13 protein-coding genes are annotated in these 17,340 nt (G+C 72.3%); 3 read left to right on the forward strand and 10 right to left on the reverse strand.

The window, feature by feature from the left end:
* The first annotated feature begins 85 nt into the window (after positions 1 to 85).
* Together ACZ7LU_RS13600 and ACZ7LU_RS13605 are read left to right on the forward strand one after the other, a co-directional pair.
* On the forward strand, positions 86 to 1,219 hold the full coding sequence (locus tag ACZ7LU_RS13600) for a TOMM precursor leader peptide-binding protein (RefSeq protein WP_471917069.1): 1,134 nt from the start codon (positions 86 to 88) through the stop codon (positions 1,217 to 1,219).
* A gap of 41 nt (positions 1,220 to 1,260) precedes the next feature.
* Positions 1,261 to 2,667: an ABC1 kinase family protein gene (locus ACZ7LU_RS13605; protein ID WP_471916764.1), complete on the forward strand. Its 1,407-nt coding sequence runs from the start codon at positions 1,261 to 1,263 to the stop codon at positions 2,665 to 2,667.
* 12 nt (positions 2,668 to 2,679) lie between these two features.
* Here ACZ7LU_RS13605 and ACZ7LU_RS13610 read toward each other — a convergent pair whose 3' ends face one another.
* From ACZ7LU_RS13610 to ACZ7LU_RS13630, 5 genes are all read right to left on the reverse strand, one after another.
* Positions 2,680 to 2,871, reverse strand: coding sequence for a hypothetical protein (locus ACZ7LU_RS13610; RefSeq protein ID WP_468311324.1), 192 nt, complete (start codon positions 2,869 to 2,871; stop codon positions 2,680 to 2,682).
* A 117-nt stretch (positions 2,872 to 2,988) separates the two neighbouring features.
* Positions 2,989 to 3,312, reverse strand: coding sequence for a hypothetical protein (locus ACZ7LU_RS13615; RefSeq protein WP_468092230.1), 324 nt, complete (start codon positions 3,310 to 3,312; stop codon positions 2,989 to 2,991).
* The gene (locus ACZ7LU_RS13620) at positions 3,309 to 3,677 is read right to left on the reverse strand and encodes a WhiB family transcriptional regulator (protein ID WP_362996395.1); all 369 of its coding nucleotides are present in this window, start codon (positions 3,675 to 3,677) and stop codon (positions 3,309 to 3,311) included. Before ACZ7LU_RS13620 ends, ACZ7LU_RS13615 begins: the two co-directional genes overlap by 4 nt.
* 169 nt (positions 3,678 to 3,846) lie before the next feature.
* Complete coding sequence (locus ACZ7LU_RS13625; protein ID WP_471916765.1) at positions 3,847 to 4,188, reverse strand: hypothetical protein; 342 nt, start codon at positions 4,186 to 4,188, stop codon at positions 3,847 to 3,849.
* Positions 4,189 to 4,351: 163 nt separating this feature from the next.
* Positions 4,352 to 6,646, reverse strand: a complete 2,295-nt coding sequence (locus ACZ7LU_RS13630; RefSeq protein ID WP_471917070.1) for an ATP-dependent DNA helicase UvrD2 — start codon at positions 6,644 to 6,646, stop codon at positions 4,352 to 4,354.
* A gap of 69 nt (positions 6,647 to 6,715) precedes the next feature.
* Between ACZ7LU_RS13630 and ACZ7LU_RS13635 the strand changes: the two genes are divergently transcribed.
* Positions 6,716 to 6,958 carry a mycoredoxin gene (locus ACZ7LU_RS13635; protein ID WP_398300955.1) on the forward strand — a complete coding sequence of 81 codons (243 nt, stop codon included), beginning with the start codon at positions 6,716 to 6,718 and terminating at the stop codon, positions 6,956 to 6,958.
* Between the two features lie 5 nt (positions 6,959 to 6,963).
* Here the strand turns inward: ACZ7LU_RS13635 and nudC are convergent, their stop codons facing one another.
* The 5 genes from nudC to ACZ7LU_RS13660 form a co-directional block, all read right to left on the reverse strand.
* Entirely contained in the window at positions 6,964 to 7,911 is a 948-nt protein-coding gene (nudC, locus tag ACZ7LU_RS13640; RefSeq protein WP_398300953.1) for an NAD(+) diphosphatase, read from the reverse strand.
* A 66-nt stretch (positions 7,912 to 7,977) separates the two neighbouring features.
* Positions 7,978 to 9,381: a dipeptidase gene (locus tag ACZ7LU_RS13645; protein WP_398300951.1), complete on the reverse strand. Its 1,404-nt coding sequence runs from the start codon at positions 9,379 to 9,381 to the stop codon at positions 7,978 to 7,980.
* 10 nt (positions 9,382 to 9,391) lie between these two features.
* On the reverse strand, positions 9,392 to 12,979 hold the full coding sequence (locus ACZ7LU_RS13650) for a UvrD-helicase domain-containing protein (protein WP_471916766.1): 3,588 nt from the start codon (positions 12,977 to 12,979) through the stop codon (positions 9,392 to 9,394).
* Positions 12,980 to 13,061: 82 nt separating this feature from the next.
* Positions 13,062 to 13,757 (reverse strand): hypothetical protein, encoded by a 696-nt coding sequence (locus ACZ7LU_RS13655; protein ID WP_471916767.1) that lies wholly within the window; start codon positions 13,755 to 13,757, stop codon positions 13,062 to 13,064.
* A gap of 135 nt (positions 13,758 to 13,892) precedes the next feature.
* The gene (locus tag ACZ7LU_RS13660; protein WP_471916768.1) at positions 13,893 to 17,327 is read right to left on the reverse strand and encodes an ATP-dependent helicase; all 3,435 of its coding nucleotides are present in this window, start codon (positions 17,325 to 17,327) and stop codon (positions 13,893 to 13,895) included.
* Positions 17,328 to 17,340: the final 13 nt, after the last annotated feature.

The raw sequence follows: 17,340 nt of genomic DNA on the forward strand, positions 1-17,340 counted from the left end.
GACCATGACGACAGCGATGACGGCGACGGCGACGGCGACCGTGACGAGCACGACGGCAGCGGCAGCAGCGACGGCGGTGACGGCCATGCACCCGGTCCTGAAGCCCGCGCTGCGGCGCGGCTGGCGGGACCTGAGCACCGTGCAGTTCGGGGTGGCGCCCGCGCACGCCCTGGTGCTCGGCCCGATGGACACGGCGACGAGCAGCTTTCTGACTCTTCTGGACGGCACTCGCGGGGTGCCGCTCCTGCGCGAGGAGGCCCGGCGGATGGGGCTGCCGGACGGACACGTGGACAGACTCCTGGGCGAGCTCTCGCGGGCCGGCCTCCTAGACGACTCGACGGGCGGCGGCCCCGCGGCGGACGCGCTGCGTGAGCGGGGCGAAGTCATGGACCGGCTGCGTGCCGATCTGGCCTCGCTGTCGCTGCACTCCCCCGAGCCGGGCGACGCGATGGCCAAGGCCGCGGCGCGGCGTGCCATGCGAGTGCGGGTGCGAGGTGCCGGGCGGGTCGGCGCCGTCGTGGCCTCCGTGCTTGCGGGCGCGGGCGTCGGCCGGGTCGAGGTGCTGGACGGCGGGCATGTGCAGCCGTGGGACATCGCGCCGGGCGGCCTGCCCGCCGAGTCCGTCGGGGAGCGCAGGGACACGACCGCACGCCGGATCGTGCGCCAGTCGGCACCGGGCCGGCCACCCCGGCGCTCCGCCGAGCCGGAAGGGGCGGCGGGCCTGTCCCTGGTGATCATCGCCCCGAGGGACGGCCTGGACGCGTATGCTCCCGCGCCCGCCGCGACGGAGGAACTGCTCGCCTCCGGCATCCCCCATCTCTACGCAGGAGTGATCGAGGGGACGGGCGTCGTGGGCCCTCTGGTCCTGCCGGGGACGACCGCGTGTGCCGAGTGCCTGTTCCGCCAGCGCGCGGACCGCGATCCCACCTGGCCCCGGATGCTGGCCCAGTGGCGCTCCGGGCCCGCGCGGCAGGTGCCGGCGTGTGACCTGGCCCTGTCGACCTCGGTCGCCGGGCTGGCGGCGGGGCATGCCCTCGCCTTTCTGGACAGCGGTTCATCGGCCGGTGCGGGGGTGCGCTGGACGGCCTCCGTCCCAGGATTCGAGTGGCACTCGAGCCCGATTTGGCCGCATCCATCATGCTCTTGTGGGGCCGGTGTGTCCGTTAAGGGGGATCGGCCCACCGCTGACACGAAGCCGCACGCAACAATGGCCGGGTAACCGCCTGACAAGGCGCGGCTGTCTGGGACTTGGAGGGGCGCATGTCTGATCTTCCCCGGAAGGCGGTAACCCGTACCGCCAAACTGGCCGCGCTGCCACTCGGCTTCGCGGGGCGGGCGACCTGGGGGCTCGGCAAGCGGATCGGGGGCAAGTCGGCGGAGATCGTGGGACGTGAGCTGCAGCAGCGCACGGCGGAGCAGCTCTTCAAGGTCCTCGGCGAGCTGAAGGGCGGCGCCATGAAGTTCGGGCAGGCGCTGTCCGTCTTCGAGTCCGCGCTGCCGGAGGAGGTCGCGGGGCCGTATCGAGCGGCTCTGACGAAGCTCCAGGAGGCGGCGCCCCCGATGCCGACCCGCACCGTGCACTCCGTTCTCGAGGAGCGGCTCGGCGAGGACTGGCGGGATCTGTTCCTGGAGTTCGAGGACAAGCCGGCGGCCGCGGCGTCGATCGGGCAGGTCCACCGGGCCGTGTGGGCGGACGGCCGTGAGGTGGCGGTCAAGGTCCAGTACCCGGGGGCGGGCGAGGCGCTGCTCTCCGACCTCAACCAACTCAGCCGGTTCGCCCGCCTCCTGGGGCCGCTGATTCCGGGCATGGACATCAAGCCGCTCATCGCGGAGCTGCGCGACCGTGTCTCGGAGGAGCTCGACTACGCCTTGGAGGCGCAGGCCCAGCAGGCGCACGCCGACGAGTTCGCGGACGACCCCGACGTGGTGGTGCCGCAGGTGGTGCACCAGAGCGAGCAGGTCCTGGTGACCGAGTGGATGGACGGGACGCCTCTCTCGGAGGTGATCGCCGACGGCACCAAGGAGCAGCGCGACCGGGCGGGCCAGCTGCTGGCCCGCTTCCTCTTCTCCGGTCCGACGCGCACGGGACTGCTGCATGCCGACCCGCACCCCGGCAACTTCCGCCTGCTTCCCGACGAGAAGGACGGTTACCGCCTCGGTGTCCTCGACTTCGGCACGGTCGACCGGCTGCCCGACGGGCTGCCCCCGACCATCGGCAGGTCGCTGCGGATGACGCTGGAGGGCGAGGCCGACGCCGTCTACGACATGTTGCGCGAGGAGAACTTCGTCAAGGAGTCCGTCGACCTGGAACCGCAGGCGGTGCTCGACTATCTGCTGCCGATCATCGAGCCCATGGCGGTGGACGAGTACACCTTCACCCGTGCCTGGATGCGCAAGCACGCGGCCCGGCTTGCCGATGTCCGCTCCCCCGCTTACCAGTTGGGCCGCTATCTGAACCTGCCCCCGGCGTATCTGCTGATACACCGCGTGACGGTGAGCACGATCGGGGTCCTGTGCCAGCTGGGTGCGACGGTACGGATGAGGGACGAGCTGGAGGAGTGGCTGCCCGGCTTCGTGGAGGATTCCGAGGAGATCGAGATGGCGGAGATCGAGGCGACCGAGGAGACCGAGGAGACCGAGCAGGGCAGCGCGGCGGTGGAGGCCTGAGCCGCGGGAGGCTCACCACCAGTCGGAGTCGAGGCGCCCTTCGATGGCTCTGATGTTCTCCCGCGCGCAGACGTCGCAGAAGTAGTGGCGCGTGCCGTTCTCCACGGAGCAGGTCCAGGTCGGTGGCGTGCCTTCGGCGACCGTGCCGCAGCGGGAGCAGACGACGTTCGCTGTTTCCGCGGGCCGGGAGTTCTGCTGTTCCACCGGGCGACCCTATCGCCGCTTCCGGACGATCGGGGAGTACAACGCACTGCGGGGGCCGGTCCGTTCGGGCCGGCCCCCGCGGGTATCTGTCATCGCGCCGAAGCGCCTGCGCGGCTCTTACTGCATGACCGCTATGGCGAGCGCGCGCCGGGCACGCAGCGAGGCACGCTCCGCGCGGCGCTGCATACGGCGGGCCGCCACCAGGCGCATGGCCGGGCGTTGAGCCTCGGCCTCACGCAGGCGTTCGTGCATATGCGCACGAGCCATGGCTTCTGGGAAGAGTTGCATCTCTCGGGTCCTGTTCTGGCGCGAGACGTGCGCGCCGGTGGTGGTGAAGTCTGGGGTCGCGGAGCCGGCGGGCTCGCGGGTGGCTGCCTTCATCGGGGCCTGCTTCTTGGGGTCGTGCGTGAGGGGGCGGTCGATGGTTCCGGCGGTGTTCATGCGACGACCGGGTTCTTGCGCGGGCGGCCACGGGGCCGCTTCCGGGCAACCACGACGCCCTGGACGAACAGCTCGCCACCCCAGACGCCCCACGGCTCACGCCGCTCCTTGGCGCCGGCGAGGCAGGCCTCCATCAGCGGGCAGGTGCGGCAGAGGGACTTGGCGTACTCGACGTCGGCCGGGGACTCCGCGAAGAAGACCTCCGGGTCGTAGGCACGGCAGGGAACGGGTACGCCGAGGTTCTCGATGGCGTCGTCGAGCGCGGTGAGCGCGGTGAGGGGAGTCAAGGCCGGGTCCTCCGTGGGTGCGGGCGGGGGGAGCGTCTGTGAAGGCGGTACGGACGGGGCGTGCGCTTCGAGTTGCACGGTGGTGTTTTCCTCGTCTGGTCGTGCCGGCCTGGGTCGGCCGGTTGGCGGCTGGTACCGGGTCTTGCTGTCGGCCCCTTCGCTCCGTCTCCCTGTTTTGGGGAAAACAGAAGGGCCGCGGATCCCGGGTGGGGTTCCGCGGCCCTGAAGGCGCCGGTCTGATCGAGGATCAGACTGGATCACTCCAGGGTTCGAGCCCACGGAAGGCCCACATCGTGTGGTGGTGCGTCGTCTGCTTCCGGAATCCGGCACCGGCTGCCGCAAAGGCATAGGCCTGGGCCTGCGCCTCCGCTACTGCTGCTTCCGGTGCCTCGGTCGGTCGCTCATTGCCCTCATTGGCCTCGCTGACGAGAAGACCGGCGAGAGGCAGGGGGGCGGACAGCGGACGCACGGCGGGGATGCCGCCGGACAGACCGGTGCCCTGGTTCGAGAAGCCGAGCAGGCAGGAAGCGACGACCGAGCGATCGGTCATTTTCGCGGTGCTGATGAAGCTCTCGTTGATGCTGATCACTGGAATTCGCCTCCTCTCGGCGTCTAGGGGATCGACCGGAACCGATCCTGCGGACTGTCAAGTACAGCACGAAACCGGGGCTTCGGAGAAGCCGCCGTTTCCGTGTTAAGAACCTATGGGTCTTCCTCGCGCATGCGCAAACTATTTTTTCGACGAGTTTGAATCATTCGTCATCGGCGCCCCTTACACGCTCCTGACCTGCACAAATGGCGAGGACGTCGGCTCCGAAGCGATGAAACTTACGGACCCCGACCCCGGGGATCCGGGCCAGCTCGCCCTCGTCGTCGGGCACGGCCTCCGCGATCGCGATCAAGGTTTTGTCCGTGAAGACGCAGTAGGCGGGCTGTCCCAGCTCTCTCGCCTGGCCGGATCGCCACTCCCGCAACCGCTCGTAGAGCCCTTCGTCCATGTCGGACGGGCAGTCCTCGCACCGCAGGAGCTTCAGCTCGCCCGCGTCGGTCAGGGTGCGGCCGCAGACCCGGCAGCGGGCCGGAGCGCGGCTCTTCCGCTGCCGGCGCCCGACCGCGGTGCCGGTCCCCTCGATGCCGCCGCTGCCGCGCTCGACGCCGCCGGGTCCGCCGCCCGCGGCCCGGGCCGCCGCGCCGGCTCCGGAGCCCGGGCGCAGGCCGTCCAGGAAGCGGCTGGGGCGGCGGTTCGGACGGCCGCCCGGCGAGCGGGAGAGCGCCCAGGAGAGGGAGAGGTGGACGCGGGCGCGGGTCACCCCCACATAGAGGAGGCGGCGCTCCTCCTCGATCTGCTCGTCCGTCTTGGCGTACGTGATCGGCATCATGCCTTCGGCGAGGCCCACCAGGAACACGGCGTCCCACTCCAGGCCCTTGGCCGCGTGCAGCGAGGCGAGGGTGACGCCCTCGACAGTGGGCGCGTGCTGGGCGTTCGCCCGCTCGTCGAGCTCGGCCACGAGGTCGGCGAGGGTCGCCTCCGGCCTGGACCGGGCGAAGTCCTCGGCGAGCCGCACCAGCGCGGCCAGGGATTCCCAGCGGTCGCGGACCGCCCCGGAGCCCGCGGGCGGCTCGCTCGTCCAGCCCTTGGTGGAGAGCACGGCACGCACCTGGGAGGGGAGGTCGACCACGTCGTCCAGCAACGCGTCGTTGCCCCCGAAGCGGGCCGCGCCGCGCAGGGCCGCGCCCGCTTCGCGCACCTCGGTGCGCTCGAAGAACCGCTCGGCGCCGCGGAGCTGATAGGGCACGCCCGCGTCGGCGAGCGCCTGTTCGTAGATCTCCGACTGCGAGTTCGTGCGGAAGAGGATCGCGATCTCGCTGGCGGGGACGCCGTCGGCGAGGAGGGCGCGGATGCGGCGGGCGGCGCCTTCGGCCTCGGCGGGCTCGTCCGCGTACTCCGTGTAGACCGGCTCGGTGCCGGGGTCGCGCTGGGAGATCAGCTCCAGGCGGTGGTCGGCGGCGCGGCCGCGGGCCTGGGAGAGCAGGCCGTTGGCCAGGTGGACCACCTGGGGGGTGGAGCGGTAGTCACGGACCAGCTTGACGACCGTCGCCCCTGGGTGGCGGGCGCGGAAGTTCAGCAGGTGGTCGGGGGTCGCGCCGGTGAAGGAGTAGATCGTCTGGCTGGCGTCGCCGACGACGCAGAGGTTGTCCCGGTCGCCGAGCCACAGCTCCAGGAGGCGCTGCTGGAGCGGGCTCACGTCCTGGTACTCGTCGACCACGAAGTGCTGGTACTGGGAGCGGACCTGTTCGGCGATGTCGTGCCGGTCCTGGAGGATGCCGACGGCGAGCAGCAGCACGTCCTCGAAGTCGATGACGGCGCGGTCGCGCTTGAGGTCCTCGTACGCGGCGTAGAGCTGGGCGATCTCGGCGGGGTCGCGCGGGATGTCGCGGCCCGACTTGGCGGCGGCCGCCGCATAGTCCGAGGGGACGGTCTGGGTGACCTTGGACCACTCGATCTCGCTGGTGAGGTCGCGCAGCTCATTGCGGTCGAGGCGGATGCGGCAGGCGGCGGCCGCGTCCGCGACGAGCTTGATCTTGCGGTCGACGATCCGGGGCAGCGGGCCACCGACTGCTTTCGGCCAGAAGAACTGGAGCTGGCGCAGGGCCGCGGAGTGGAACGTCCGGGCCTGGACGCCGGAGGCGCCGAGCTGGCGGAGGCGGCCGCGCATCTCGCCCGCCGCGCGGTTGGTGAAGGTGACGGCCAGCACACTGGCGGGCTGGAGCATTCCGGCGCGCACCCCATAGGCGATCCGGTGCGTGATCGCCCGCGTCTTGCCGGTGCCCGCGCCCGCCAGGACGCACACCGGCCCGTGCAGGGCGGTGGCGACCTCGCGCTGCTCCGGGTCGAGCCCGTCGAGCACCGCGTCAGGGGAGTCCGGGACCTGCGGGAAGAGGGTGGAGTGCGTTGCTGATGTCACCCAGCCAGCTTGCCAGGTCGCAGGGGGCGGGTGAGCCGGTTGTCCACAGGGATGCGTCACCGGTCGTACTAATGCGGGAATGGTGGCCGTGTCGCGTACGTTCGATCCATTGCGATGACGCACCCCGAGCAACGAAGGAGCACACGAGACATGCCGGGCACTGTGACGATGTACAGCACGACGTGGTGCGGCTACTGCCGCCGCCTCAAGGGTCAGATGGACCGTGAGGGCATTGCGTACACCGAGGTCAACATCGAGCACGACCCGGACTCCGCGGCCTTCGTCGAGAAGGCGAACGACGGAAACCAGACGGTTCCCACCGTTCTCTTCCCGGACGGCTCGACGCTCACGAACCCGTCGCTGGCGCAGGTCAAGCAGAAGCTGGCCGTCTGAGCGGCTTAGCCGACGGTCCCCGGCCTCGGCAGGGGCTCGCCGTACCAGAGCTCGATCAGCCGGGCCGCAATCGAGATCCCGTAGGGAGGCAGGACCTCCCCGGACTCGAATGCGGCCCGCAGGTCTTCCCGGGAGAACCAGCGGGCCTCGTGGATCTCCTCGCCGTCGACGTTGATCTCCGATGAGGTGGCGTCGGCCATGAAGCCCAGCATCAGGCTGGAGGGGAACGGCCAGGGCTGGCTCGCGACGTACTCCACGTCGCCGACCGTGACACCCGCCTCTTCGAAGACCTCGCGCCGCACCGACTGCTCGATGGACTCCCCCGGCTCGACGAAGCCCGCGAGGGTGGAGAAGCGTCCTTCGGGCCAGTGCATCTGGCGGCCGAGGAGGATGCGGTCCTCGCTGTCCCTGACCGCCATGATCACGGCGGGGTCCGTGCGCGGGTAGTGCTCGGCGCCGCAGGCCTGGCAGCGGCGGATGTGGCCCGCCGCCGCGATGATCGTGCGCTCACCGCAGCGCGAACAGAAGCGGTGCAGCCGCTGCCAGTTCTCCAGGGCGACGGCGTGCACCATCAGGCCCGCGTCCCGGGGGGAGAGCAGGAGCCCCGCCTCGCGCAGCCCGGCGGGGCGCGCCGACTGGTCCATGCGGCCCGGCAGGGTGTCCTTCTGGAGCGCGAAGTAGCTGACGCCGTCGTCGTCCGTGCCCAGGAAGTAGCGGTGCTCCTCGGTGAGCGGCGCTTCGAAGGACGGCGTCATCACCAGTTCGGTGTCGCCCTCGGGCGTCTCGTCGATGAGCACCTGGCCGCCGGAGACCACGAAGACCCGGGTCGTGGGGTGGCTCCAGGCGGCGGCCAGCCACGCCTCGTCCATGCGGTGGTGCGCCGCGCGGTCGATGCCGCTCTGCGCGGTCAGCGAGATGGGCCGGTCTGCGGTGCGGTCGGTCCAGGTGGTCACAGGTGCTTCCAACTCCCCCGATGGAATGGGTTGTTCGGCGGGACGGGTCCGGCGGTCCGGCGGCTCTCAGTGTGCATCGCGCCAGTTCTCCGCGAGGTCGCCCCACAGGTAGGCGGTGGTTTCGACGCCCTTGAGCAGCAGATCGATCTCGACCTTCTCGTTCGGCGCGTGCCAGCCGTCGGAGGGGACGGAGATGCCCAGGAAGAGCACGGGCGCGCCGAGGACGTCCTGGAGGTCGGCGGCCGGTCCCGAGCCGCCCTCGCGCGTGAAGCGGATCTTCTGCTCGAAGGCACGGCCCATCGCCCGTACGACGGACTGCAGGGCCGGGTGGTCGAGCGGGGTCAGGCACGGGCGCGTGGCGGAGCTGAAGGTGACCGTGTGGCGGATGCCGGCCGGGACGCGGTCGGCGGCCCAGGCGCGCACGGCCTTCTCCACGTGCTCGGGGTCCTGCCCCGCGACCAGCCGGAAGGACAGCTTCACCAGGGCGGACGACGGGATGATCGTCTTGCTTCCCACGCCCTGATAGCCGCCTCCGATGCCGTTGACCTCGGCGGTGGGGCGGGCCCAGATGCGCTCCAGGGTGGTGTGCCCGGCCTCGCCGCGGGTGCCGTGGGACTTGGCCGTGCTCAGCCAGCGTCCCTCGTCGAAGGGGAGCTCGGCGAAGAGTTCCCGCTCGCGGTCGGTGAGCTCGACGATGCCTTCGTAGAAGCCGGGGATGGCCACGCGCGCGTGCTCGTCGTGGAGGGCGGCGACGAGGCGGGCGACCTCGGTGGCGGGGTTCGGCACGGCGCCGCCGAAGGATCCTGAGTGGATGTCCTGGTCGGGTCCGTGCAGCTGGATCTCGCATTCGGCGAGGCCGCGCATGCCCGTGCAGACGGTCGGGGTGTCCTCCGACCACATGCCGGTGTCCGAGACGATCACCGCGTCGGCGGCGATGCGGTCCTTGTGGGCCTCGATGAGCGCGCGGAAGTGCGGGGAGCCGGACTCCTCCTCGCCCTCGACGAGCAGCTTGAGGTTGACCGCGGGCGCCGTGCGGCCGGTGGCGGCGAGGTGGGCGCGGACGCCGAGGGTGTGGAAGAAGACCTGGCCCTTGTCGTCGGCCGCCCCGCGCGCGTAGAGGCGCTTTCCCTGGACGACGGGCTCGAAGGGGTCGGTGTGCCAGCCGTCCTCGCGGGCCGCGGGCTGCACGTCGTGGTGGCCGTAGACGAGGACGGTGGGGGCCTGCGGGTCGTCGGAGGGCCACTCCGCGAAGACGGCGGGTGCCCCGGGCGTCTCCCAGACCTCCGCGGTCGGGAAGCCGGTCTCCTTGAGCGCCGCGACGAGCCAGTCCGCGCTGCGGCGCACGTCCCCGGCGTGGTCGGGCTGAGCCGACACGGACGGGATGCGCAGCCACTCGGCGAGGTCGTCGAGGAAGGCGGCACGGTGGTTCTCGATGTACGTGCGGACGGCGCTGTCCGGTGTCTCGCTCATGGTCACGAGCCTATCCGCCATCCGGGGCGGGCTCGTCCGGTGGCTCGTCACCCGGGACGCCGGCCGGCTCCTCCAGGAGGAGGCGCTCCAGCCTGGCGCGGCCCGGGAGGTCCCTCGGGCGGGCGACCTCCCCGCTGCGTACGTAGAGGAAGGCGGCCTTCACCGATTCCAGGGGGACGCCCTGCTGCTCGGCCCAGGCGAGGCGGTACACGGCGAGCTGGAGGGGGTCGGCGGTGCGGGTGCGGCTGGTCTTCCAGTCGACGATCTCGTACGTCGTGTCCGCGCCGTCACCTTCCTTGTAGACGGCGTCGATGCGGCCCCTGATGACGCGGCCCGCGATCACGAACTGGAAGGGGACCTCGACGCGGTAGGGCGCGCGGTGGGCGTACTCGGTGCGCTCGAACGCCTCCTTGAGGGCTTCCAGGTCCCGCTCGTCGGCGATCTCGGCCTCGTCCGGGCCACCGCCCGGCAGGTCCTCCGGGAAGTGCATCGGCAGGGTGAGCTCTTCGAAGCGGGACTCGATCCAGGCATGGAAGCGGGTGCCGCGGCGGGCGGCGGGCTGCGGCGGGCGCGGCATGGGGCGGGCGAGGTCCCGTGCGAAGCCCTCGGGGTCGGCGGCCAGGCGCATCAGCTCGGACGCGGTGAGCGAGGGCGGCACGGGGATGTCCCTGACCGTTTCGCGGGCGCGCAGGAGCTCTCCGGTCAGGGCGTCCAGATCGCGGTCCCAGGAGGCGAGGGTGCGTGCCTCTTCCGGGGTGAGGCGGAGGCCCGGCTCCTCCGGGGCGGGGCGGCTGTCCGGGACGCGGTCGGCGGGGTGCGGGCGGGCGTCGGGCGCGGGGGCGGGGTGCGGCACGCGTGCGTGGCCGTCCCCGCCCGGTGAGTCCGCGGGGTGCGGGGCCGTCGGGCGCTCGGTGGCCAGCGAGTCCCAGTCCGCCGGGTCGGCGTCGGGGTGGCCGAGGTCTTCGTAGGGAGGTTCGTCGTCCTCCGGAGGGGGTGGCCAGTCGGGGTTTTCGGCCGGGGGCACGTCGTCGTGCGCCGACGGGTGGGTCTCTTCGTGGGAGCGGGCGGGCTCCGGTGCGCCCTCTCCCGTCAGGCGGTCCAGGTGGGCGAGGACCGTCTGTGCGGCGGCGCGGCGGCGAGCCAGGGAGGCATCGTCCAGCGGGAGGGGCCATGCCTGGTCGGCCGTCGCCTCGTGGAGCGCGGGGTTCTCCTCGTCCTCGGCCGGCGCGTCCGCCCAGGCCTCGATCTCGCCGTGGCCGGCCGCGCAGTGGTCGTGCAGGGCCTGGAGGAAGTCCGAGGGGCCGCGCGGCTTCTTCTGGGAGGGCCCCCACCAGTGGCCGGAGCCGAGCAGCAGGGAGCGGGGGCGGGTGAAGGTCACGTAGCCGAGGCGGAGCTCCTCGGTGCGCTGGTGGTCCTTCATCGCTTCGTGGAAGGCCTTCATGCCCTTGGCGTCCCACGCCTCGATGTCGGGCAGCGTGGCCGCGTCGCCGCGCAGTTCGTGGGGCACCACCTTGGCCTGCGCGGTCCACTTCTCGCGGCCCTGGGCGCTCGGGAAGGTGCCGGTGACCAGGCCGGGGACGGCGACGACATCCCACTCCAGGCCTTTGGACTTGTGGGCGGTGAGCACCTTGACGGTGTTCTCGCCGCCCGGCAGGGCGTTGTCGAGGCCCTTCTCGTACTGCGCGGCGGTGCGCAGGAAGCCGAGGAAGGCGAGGAGTGACGCACCGCTGTCGTTCGCCGCGAAGGAGGCGGCGACGTCCAAGAAGTTCGACAGGGTCTCGCGGCGGCGGGCCGCCAGGGCGCCGGGTGACGCGGAGAGCTCGACCTCCAGGCCGGTCACGGCGAGCACGCGGTGCAGCACGTCCATCAGCGGGTCGGCCAGTGACCGGCGCAGCTCGCGCAGTTCCGCGGCGAGGCGGGCGAAGCGCACCCTGGCCTCCGCCGAGAAGGGCAGTCCGTCGTCCCGTCCGGAGGTGTCGTCCGGGTCGAGGGGGGACTCCAGGAACGTGTCCAGCGCGTCCGCGAGCGATATCACCTCGGCCGGGTCGACTCCCTCGACGGCTTCGGCGAGGCGGCGGTCCGGGTCGTCGGGAGCGGTGTGCCCGGGGCGGACGAGGAGGCGGGCCCTGCGGCCGAGGAGGGCGAGGTCGCGGGCGCCGATGCGCCAGCGCGGGCCGGTCAGGAGCCGCACCAGGGAGGCGTTCGCCCCCGGGTCCTGGAGGACTTCGCAGACGGCGACGAGGTCGGCGACCTCGGGGAGGTGCAGCAGTCCGGAGAGGCCGACGACCTCCACCGGGATGTCGCGGGCGACCAGCGCGGACTGGATCTCGGCGAAGTCCGTGGCCGTGCGGCACAGGACGGCGATCTCGCCGGGCGCCTTGCCGGTGCGGACGAGGTGGCCGATCGAGTCGGCGAGCCAGTCGATCTCCTCGGCGTGCGTGCGCAGCAGGGCACAGCGCACCACGCCGTCGCGCTCGGCGCCCGGCGCGGGCCGGAGGGCCTCCACGCCCGCGTGCATGGCGCGCAGCGCCTCCGCGAGGCCGTTGGCGAGGTCGAGGAGGCGGCCGCCGCTGCGGCGGTTCTCGCTGAGCGCGTGGCGGGTGGCGGGGCGGCCGTCGGCGTACGCGAAGTGCTCGGGGAAGTCGTCGAGGTTCGCCACGGAGGCGCCGCGCCAGCCGTAGATGGCCTGGCAGGGGTCGCCGACCGCGGTCACCGGGTGGCCCGTGCCGCCGCCGAACAGGCCGGACAGGAGGATGCGCTGGGCGACCGACGTGTCCTGGTACTCGTCGAGGAGAACGACGCGGAACTCGTCCCGGAGGATCTCGCCGACCTCCGGGCGGGTGCGGGCCAGCGTCGCGGAGAGGGCGATCTGGTCGCCGAAGTCGAGGAGGTCGCGGGAGCGCTTGGCCGCGCGGTAGTGGCCGACGAGCTCGGCCAGTTCGAGCCGGGCCGCGGCCGCCTCGGGGACCTTGCGCAGGTCGGGGTTGGTGAGCTTGGCGCCTTCCAGGGCGCGCAGCAGCTCGGTGTCGTACGCGCGGAGTCGCTCGGGCCGCACGAGATGCTCGGCGAGCTCGCTGTCGAGGGCGAGGAGGTCGCTGACGAGGTCGGGGAAGGACCGGGTCAGCGCGGGATAGGGGCCGGGGGCCTCGCGCAGCACGCGCGCGGCGAGCTGGAAGCGGGTGGCGTCGGCGAGGAGGCGGGAGGTCGGCTCCAGGCCGATGCGCAGGCCGTGGTCGGTCAGGAGGCGGCCCGCGAAGGCGTGGTACGTCGAGATGACCGGCTCGCCCGGCGGGTTGTCCGGGTCGACCGCGTCGGGGTCGGTGACGCCCGCCCTGATCAGCGCCTGGCGCACGCGCTCGGCGAGCTCGCCCGCCGCCTTGTTCGTGAACGTCAGGCCGAGGACCTGCTCGGGGGCGACCTGGCCGGTGCCCACCAGCCACACGACGCGGGCCGCCATCACCGTCGTCTTCCCCGAGCCCGCTCCGGCCACGATCACCTGCGGGGCGGGCGGCGCGGTGATGCAGGCCGTCTGCTCCGGGGTGAACGGGATGCCGAGGAGCTCTTTGAGCTGCTCGGGGTCGGTGATGCGAGGTGACACGTCAGAGAGGCTAGCGGTGGCCACTGACATCCGGGGCGGACCCGGACGTGAGTGGCCACCGCGCGCTCATGGGATGCGCGGGTCAGGAACCGGCGGAGAGCTTCTTCGGGTCGACGACGTCCTTGGCCGGCGGGGCCTTGACGTCGACGGGCTTGCCGTAGCCGCCGAAGGTCACCGAACCCGGGTCCTCGCTGCCCTTGTTCTCGACCTTCAGGAAGTAGGGCTTGCCCTCCATGGCGACGTAGAAGGTGGTGGTCTCCTTGCCCTTCTTCTGGGTGAGGACGGCGGCCTTCTTGCCGTCGACCTCGGCGTCGTCCTCACGCTTCAGGTTCTTGAGCTTGTCGGACTTGAACATGTCGTCCGGGTTGCAGACGCTGTCCTCCTTGCCGGGGGACTTCACCCAGCGGCCCTTGAGGAGTTCGGCCGTGCCGCCGCCCTTGCCCTCCCAGAACTTGTCGTCGGCCTTGACGTACGAGGTCGTCCCGACGGAGAGGAACTCGGCGGTGCCCGACTTCGGCGAGCCCATCGTGCCCTTGCAGTCGCCGGACTCGGCGACGGCGAACTCGATGTTGTTCACCTCGCCGTCCTTCTTCGTCTGGCCCTTCATCGTGAAGGAACCGGCGTCCTTGGAAGCCTTGGAGGCCTTGTCGGCGATCTTGTCGGCGCTCATCCCGTCGAAGGGGTCCTTGTCGCCGCCGTCGCCGCCGCAGCCGGTGACGCCGATGACGGCGGCGGCACACGCCGCGGCCACGGCCAGGAGCTTCCGGTTGGCTGCCATATACGTGCATCTCCTCGAAAAGGTGCACCCTCAGCCGGTGCACAGCATGTCTTTACGGAGACTTTAGATTGCTCCCGGGACTGCTATGCCCTCGGGTGACGCGACGTGACAATGACCACGGGTGCGACGGCCGGGTCACTCCACCACATGACGGCCCTCCGGGCGTGCGCTGCACGAGGCGCGGAAAGCGCAGTGCGTGCAGTGCTGGCCCGTGGTGGGCGTGAAGCGTTCGTCGAGGACCTTGCCCGCGGCCGTCGCGAGGAGGTCGCCGATCCACTCTCCGGAGAGGGCTTCCTGGGCCTGCACCTTGGGGAGGGCGTCACCGCCGTTCTTCTTGGCGGCGGCCTGGCGCAGCTGCACCAGTTCGGCGCCGCCCGGTTCGGGGCGTACTCCTTCGAAGAGCTCGTCCGCCGCGCCCTCGCGGACCGCCAGTTGGTAGACGGCGAGCTGCGGGTGGCGGGCGACCTCGGCGGCGGTCGGGGAGTGCTTGCCGGTCTTGAAGTCGACTACGTAGGCACGGCCTTCCGCGTCCTGTTCGACGCGGTCCATGGAGCCCCGTACGCGCACTTCGTAGGGACCGGCTTCCAGGGTCACGTCGAAGTCGTGCTCGCTGGCGACGGGGGTGCGGCTCGCACGGTCCATCACATGCCACTGGAGGAAGCGCTCGAGCGCCACGCGCGCGTGCTCCTTCTCCTGCGCCGACTTCCAGGGCGCGTCGAACGCGAGCGCGTCCCACACCGAGTCGAGGCGCTCCATGAGGACGGCGAGGTCGGCGGGGGTGCGCCCGGAGGCCACCTCGTCGGCCAGGACGTGCACCACGTTGCCGAACCCCTGGGCGGCGGTCGCGGGGGCGTCCGCCTTCACCTCGCGGCCGAGGAACCACTGCAGGGAGCAGGTGTTGGCGAGCTGGTCGAGCGCGCTCCCGGAGAGCACGACGGGCTTGTCGCGGTCCCTCAGGGGGACCTCGCTCGCCGTCGGTTCGTACATGCCCCACCAGCGGTAGGGGTGCGCGGCCGGCACCAGCGGGCGGCCGTCGGCGTCGCTGAGCGCCGCGAGGCGGGCCAGGCGCCGGGCCGCCGCCTCGCGCAGGGTCTCGGAGACCCTCGGGTCGACCGTGGTGGCGCGCAGCTCGGCGACGAGCGCGGCGACGGAGAGGGGGCGGCGCGGGCGGCCTGTTATGTCCTTCGGCTCGACGCCGAGCTCGGTGAGGAAGCGGGACGGCTGGTCGCCGTCGTCCGCCGGCGCCTTCACCGCGGTCACGACGAGGCGTTCACGCGCGCGCGTGGCGGCCACGTAGAACAAGCGGCGTTCTTCGGAGAGGAGCGCCCCGGGTGTGAGCGGTTCGGCGAGGCCGTCGCGGCCGATGCGGTCGGCCTCCAGGAGCGACCCGCGGCGGCGCAGGTCGGGCCAGAGGCCTTCCTGGAGACCCGCGACCACGACGAGCCGCCACTCCAGGCCCTTGGAGCGGTGCGCCGTCATCAGCCGTACGGCGTCGGGGCGTGCCGCCCGGCGCGTGAGGGTGTCCGCGGCGATGTCCTGCGCCTCGGTCTCCTCCAGGAAGTTCAGGGCGCCGCGTCCGCCTGTGCGCTCCTCCGCGCGGGCCGCCGCGGCGAACAGGGCGCACACCGCGTCGAGGTCGCGGTCGGCGTTCCGGCCGGCCGCGCCGCCGCGGCGCGCGGTGCGCTCCAGGCGCGTGGGCCAGGGCGTGCCGTCCCACAGCTCCCACAGCGCCTCCTCGGCGGTGCCGCCGCCCGCGAGGCGCTCACGGGCCTTGCGGAGCAGCGCGCCGAGCCGCTGGGCCCCTCGGGCGTACGTCGGGTCGTGCGCGACGAGCCGCTCCGGCTCGGCGAGGGCGCGGGCGAGGAGTACGTCGGAGGGCGGCGGCAGGTGGTTTCCGGCCTCACGCTCCTCCTCGCGCAGGGCGCGGCCCAGGCGCCGCAGGTCGGCGGCGTCCATCCCGGCCAGGGGCGAGGTGAGGAGGGCGAGGGCGGTCTCGGTGTCGAGCCAGGCGGGGGTGGTGGTTTCCGCGCCCTCCCGAGCACCCGTCTCTCCATCGGCATCATCGGCATCAGCCGTAGCCGTATCAGCCGTCTCCGGAGTGACCGCCCCCGAATCAGCCGTCTCCGAAGCAGCCACCGCAGCCACCTCCGAATCAGCCGTCTCCGAAACGACCGCCGTCGCCACCACCCGCAGCGCCGTCAGCAACGGCGTCACCGCCGGCTCGTGGCGCAGGGCGATGTCGTCGCCGTCGATCTCCAGGGGGACACCGGCCGCACTGAGGCTGCGACGCACCGCGGGGATCGTGCGGGCGCCCGCACGGACCAGGACCGCCATCTCTCCCCAGGGGACACCGTCCTCCAGGTGCGCGCGGCGCAGGATGTCCGCGATGTTGTCGAGCTCCGTGCCGGCCGTCGGGTACGTGTACACCTCGACGCGGCCGCCGTCCCTGACCGGCGAAAGCTCCCGGTGGGCCCGCACCTTCTCCGCGGGCAGCCGGGTCAGCGGCATGCGCCGGGTGAGCAGCCGGGTGGCCGCGAGGAGCTGCGCGCCCGACCTGCGGGACGTCGTCAGGACCTCGACCGGCGCCGGGCTGCCGTCCGCGCGCGGGAAGTCGTGCGGGAACTCCAGGATGCCGTTCACATCGGCGCCCCGGAAGGTGTAGATCGACTGGTCCGGGTCGCCGAAGGCGACGAGGGTGCGTCCGCCGCCGGCCAGCGCGTGCAGCAGCCGTACCTGGGCCGGGTCGGTGTCCTGGTACTCGTCCACGAAGACCGCGTCGTACTGCGCGCCGAGCGCCCGCGCCACCTCGGGACGGTGCGCGAGCAGCACCGCGCGGTGCACCAGTTCCGCGTAATCGAGGACTCCTTGCAGGTCGAGTACGTCCAGGTACTCGGCGAGGAAGGCCGCCGCCGCGCCCCAGTCGGGCCGTCCGCTGCGGCGGGCGAAGGCGTCCAGGGCGTCCGGGCCGAGGCCAAGCTCACGGCTGCGGGCGAGGACCGCGCGGACCTCGTCGGCGAAGCCGCGGGTGGTGAGGCAGGCGCGCAGCTCGTCCGGCCAGCGGATGTGGCCGTGGCCCTCCTGCGCGAGGTCGATCTGGCCCGCGAGCAGTTCGCGTACCGCCACGTCCTGTTCGGGTCCGGACAGGAGCCGCAGCGGCTCCTGGAACAGCTCGGCGTCCTGGTGGGCGCGGACGAGGGCGTAGCAGAAGGAGTGGAACGTGGTGGCCTGCGGGGCGTTCGCCGCCCCTATGCGCAGCGCCATGCGGTCGCGCAGCTCCACCGCGGCCTTGCGGCTGAAGGTGAGCACCAGGATCCGCGCGGGGTCGCCGCCCTCGGCGACACGCGCGGCGACGGCCTCCACAAGGGTGGTCGTCTTGCCCGTGCCGGGCCCCGCCAGGACCAGCAGCGGTCCATGCTTGTGGTCAACCACACCCCGCTGACCTGCGTCCAAGCGAGGGGGATCCAACGGGGCCGGCGGTGTGCGCACCAGTCGGTAGACGTCCCGGGTCCCCTGTCGTACCTGGTGGTGCGACGGGTGCCGGATGTGCCGAGTGGAAGAGGGGGAGCTCACGTGGGTCGCCGGT

It is taken from the genome of Streptomyces sp. NPDC039462 (assembly GCF_055639375.1).

What these genes read in the sequence shown, in the direction of transcription:
- ACZ7LU_RS13600 (WP_471917069.1), top strand. Translation starts at nt 86, where the DNA reads ATGCACCCGGTCCTGAAGCCCGCGCTGCGGCGCGGCTGGCGGGACCTG.
- ACZ7LU_RS13605 (WP_471916764.1), top strand. Translation starts at nt 1,261, where the DNA reads ATGTCTGATCTTCCCCGGAAGGCGGTAACCCGTACCGCCAAACTGGCC.
- ACZ7LU_RS13615 (WP_468092230.1), bottom strand. Translation starts at nt 3,312, where the DNA reads ATGAACACCGCCGGAACCATCGACCGCCCCCTCACGCACGACCCCAAG.
- ACZ7LU_RS13635 (WP_398300955.1), top strand. Translation starts at nt 6,716, where the DNA reads ATGCCGGGCACTGTGACGATGTACAGCACGACGTGGTGCGGCTACTGC.
- ACZ7LU_RS13645 (WP_398300951.1), bottom strand. Translation starts at nt 9,381, where the DNA reads ATGAGCGAGACACCGGACAGCGCCGTCCGCACGTACATCGAGAACCAC.
- ACZ7LU_RS13655 (WP_471916767.1), bottom strand. Translation starts at nt 13,757, where the DNA reads ATGGCAGCCAACCGGAAGCTCCTGGCCGTGGCCGCGGCGTGTGCCGCC.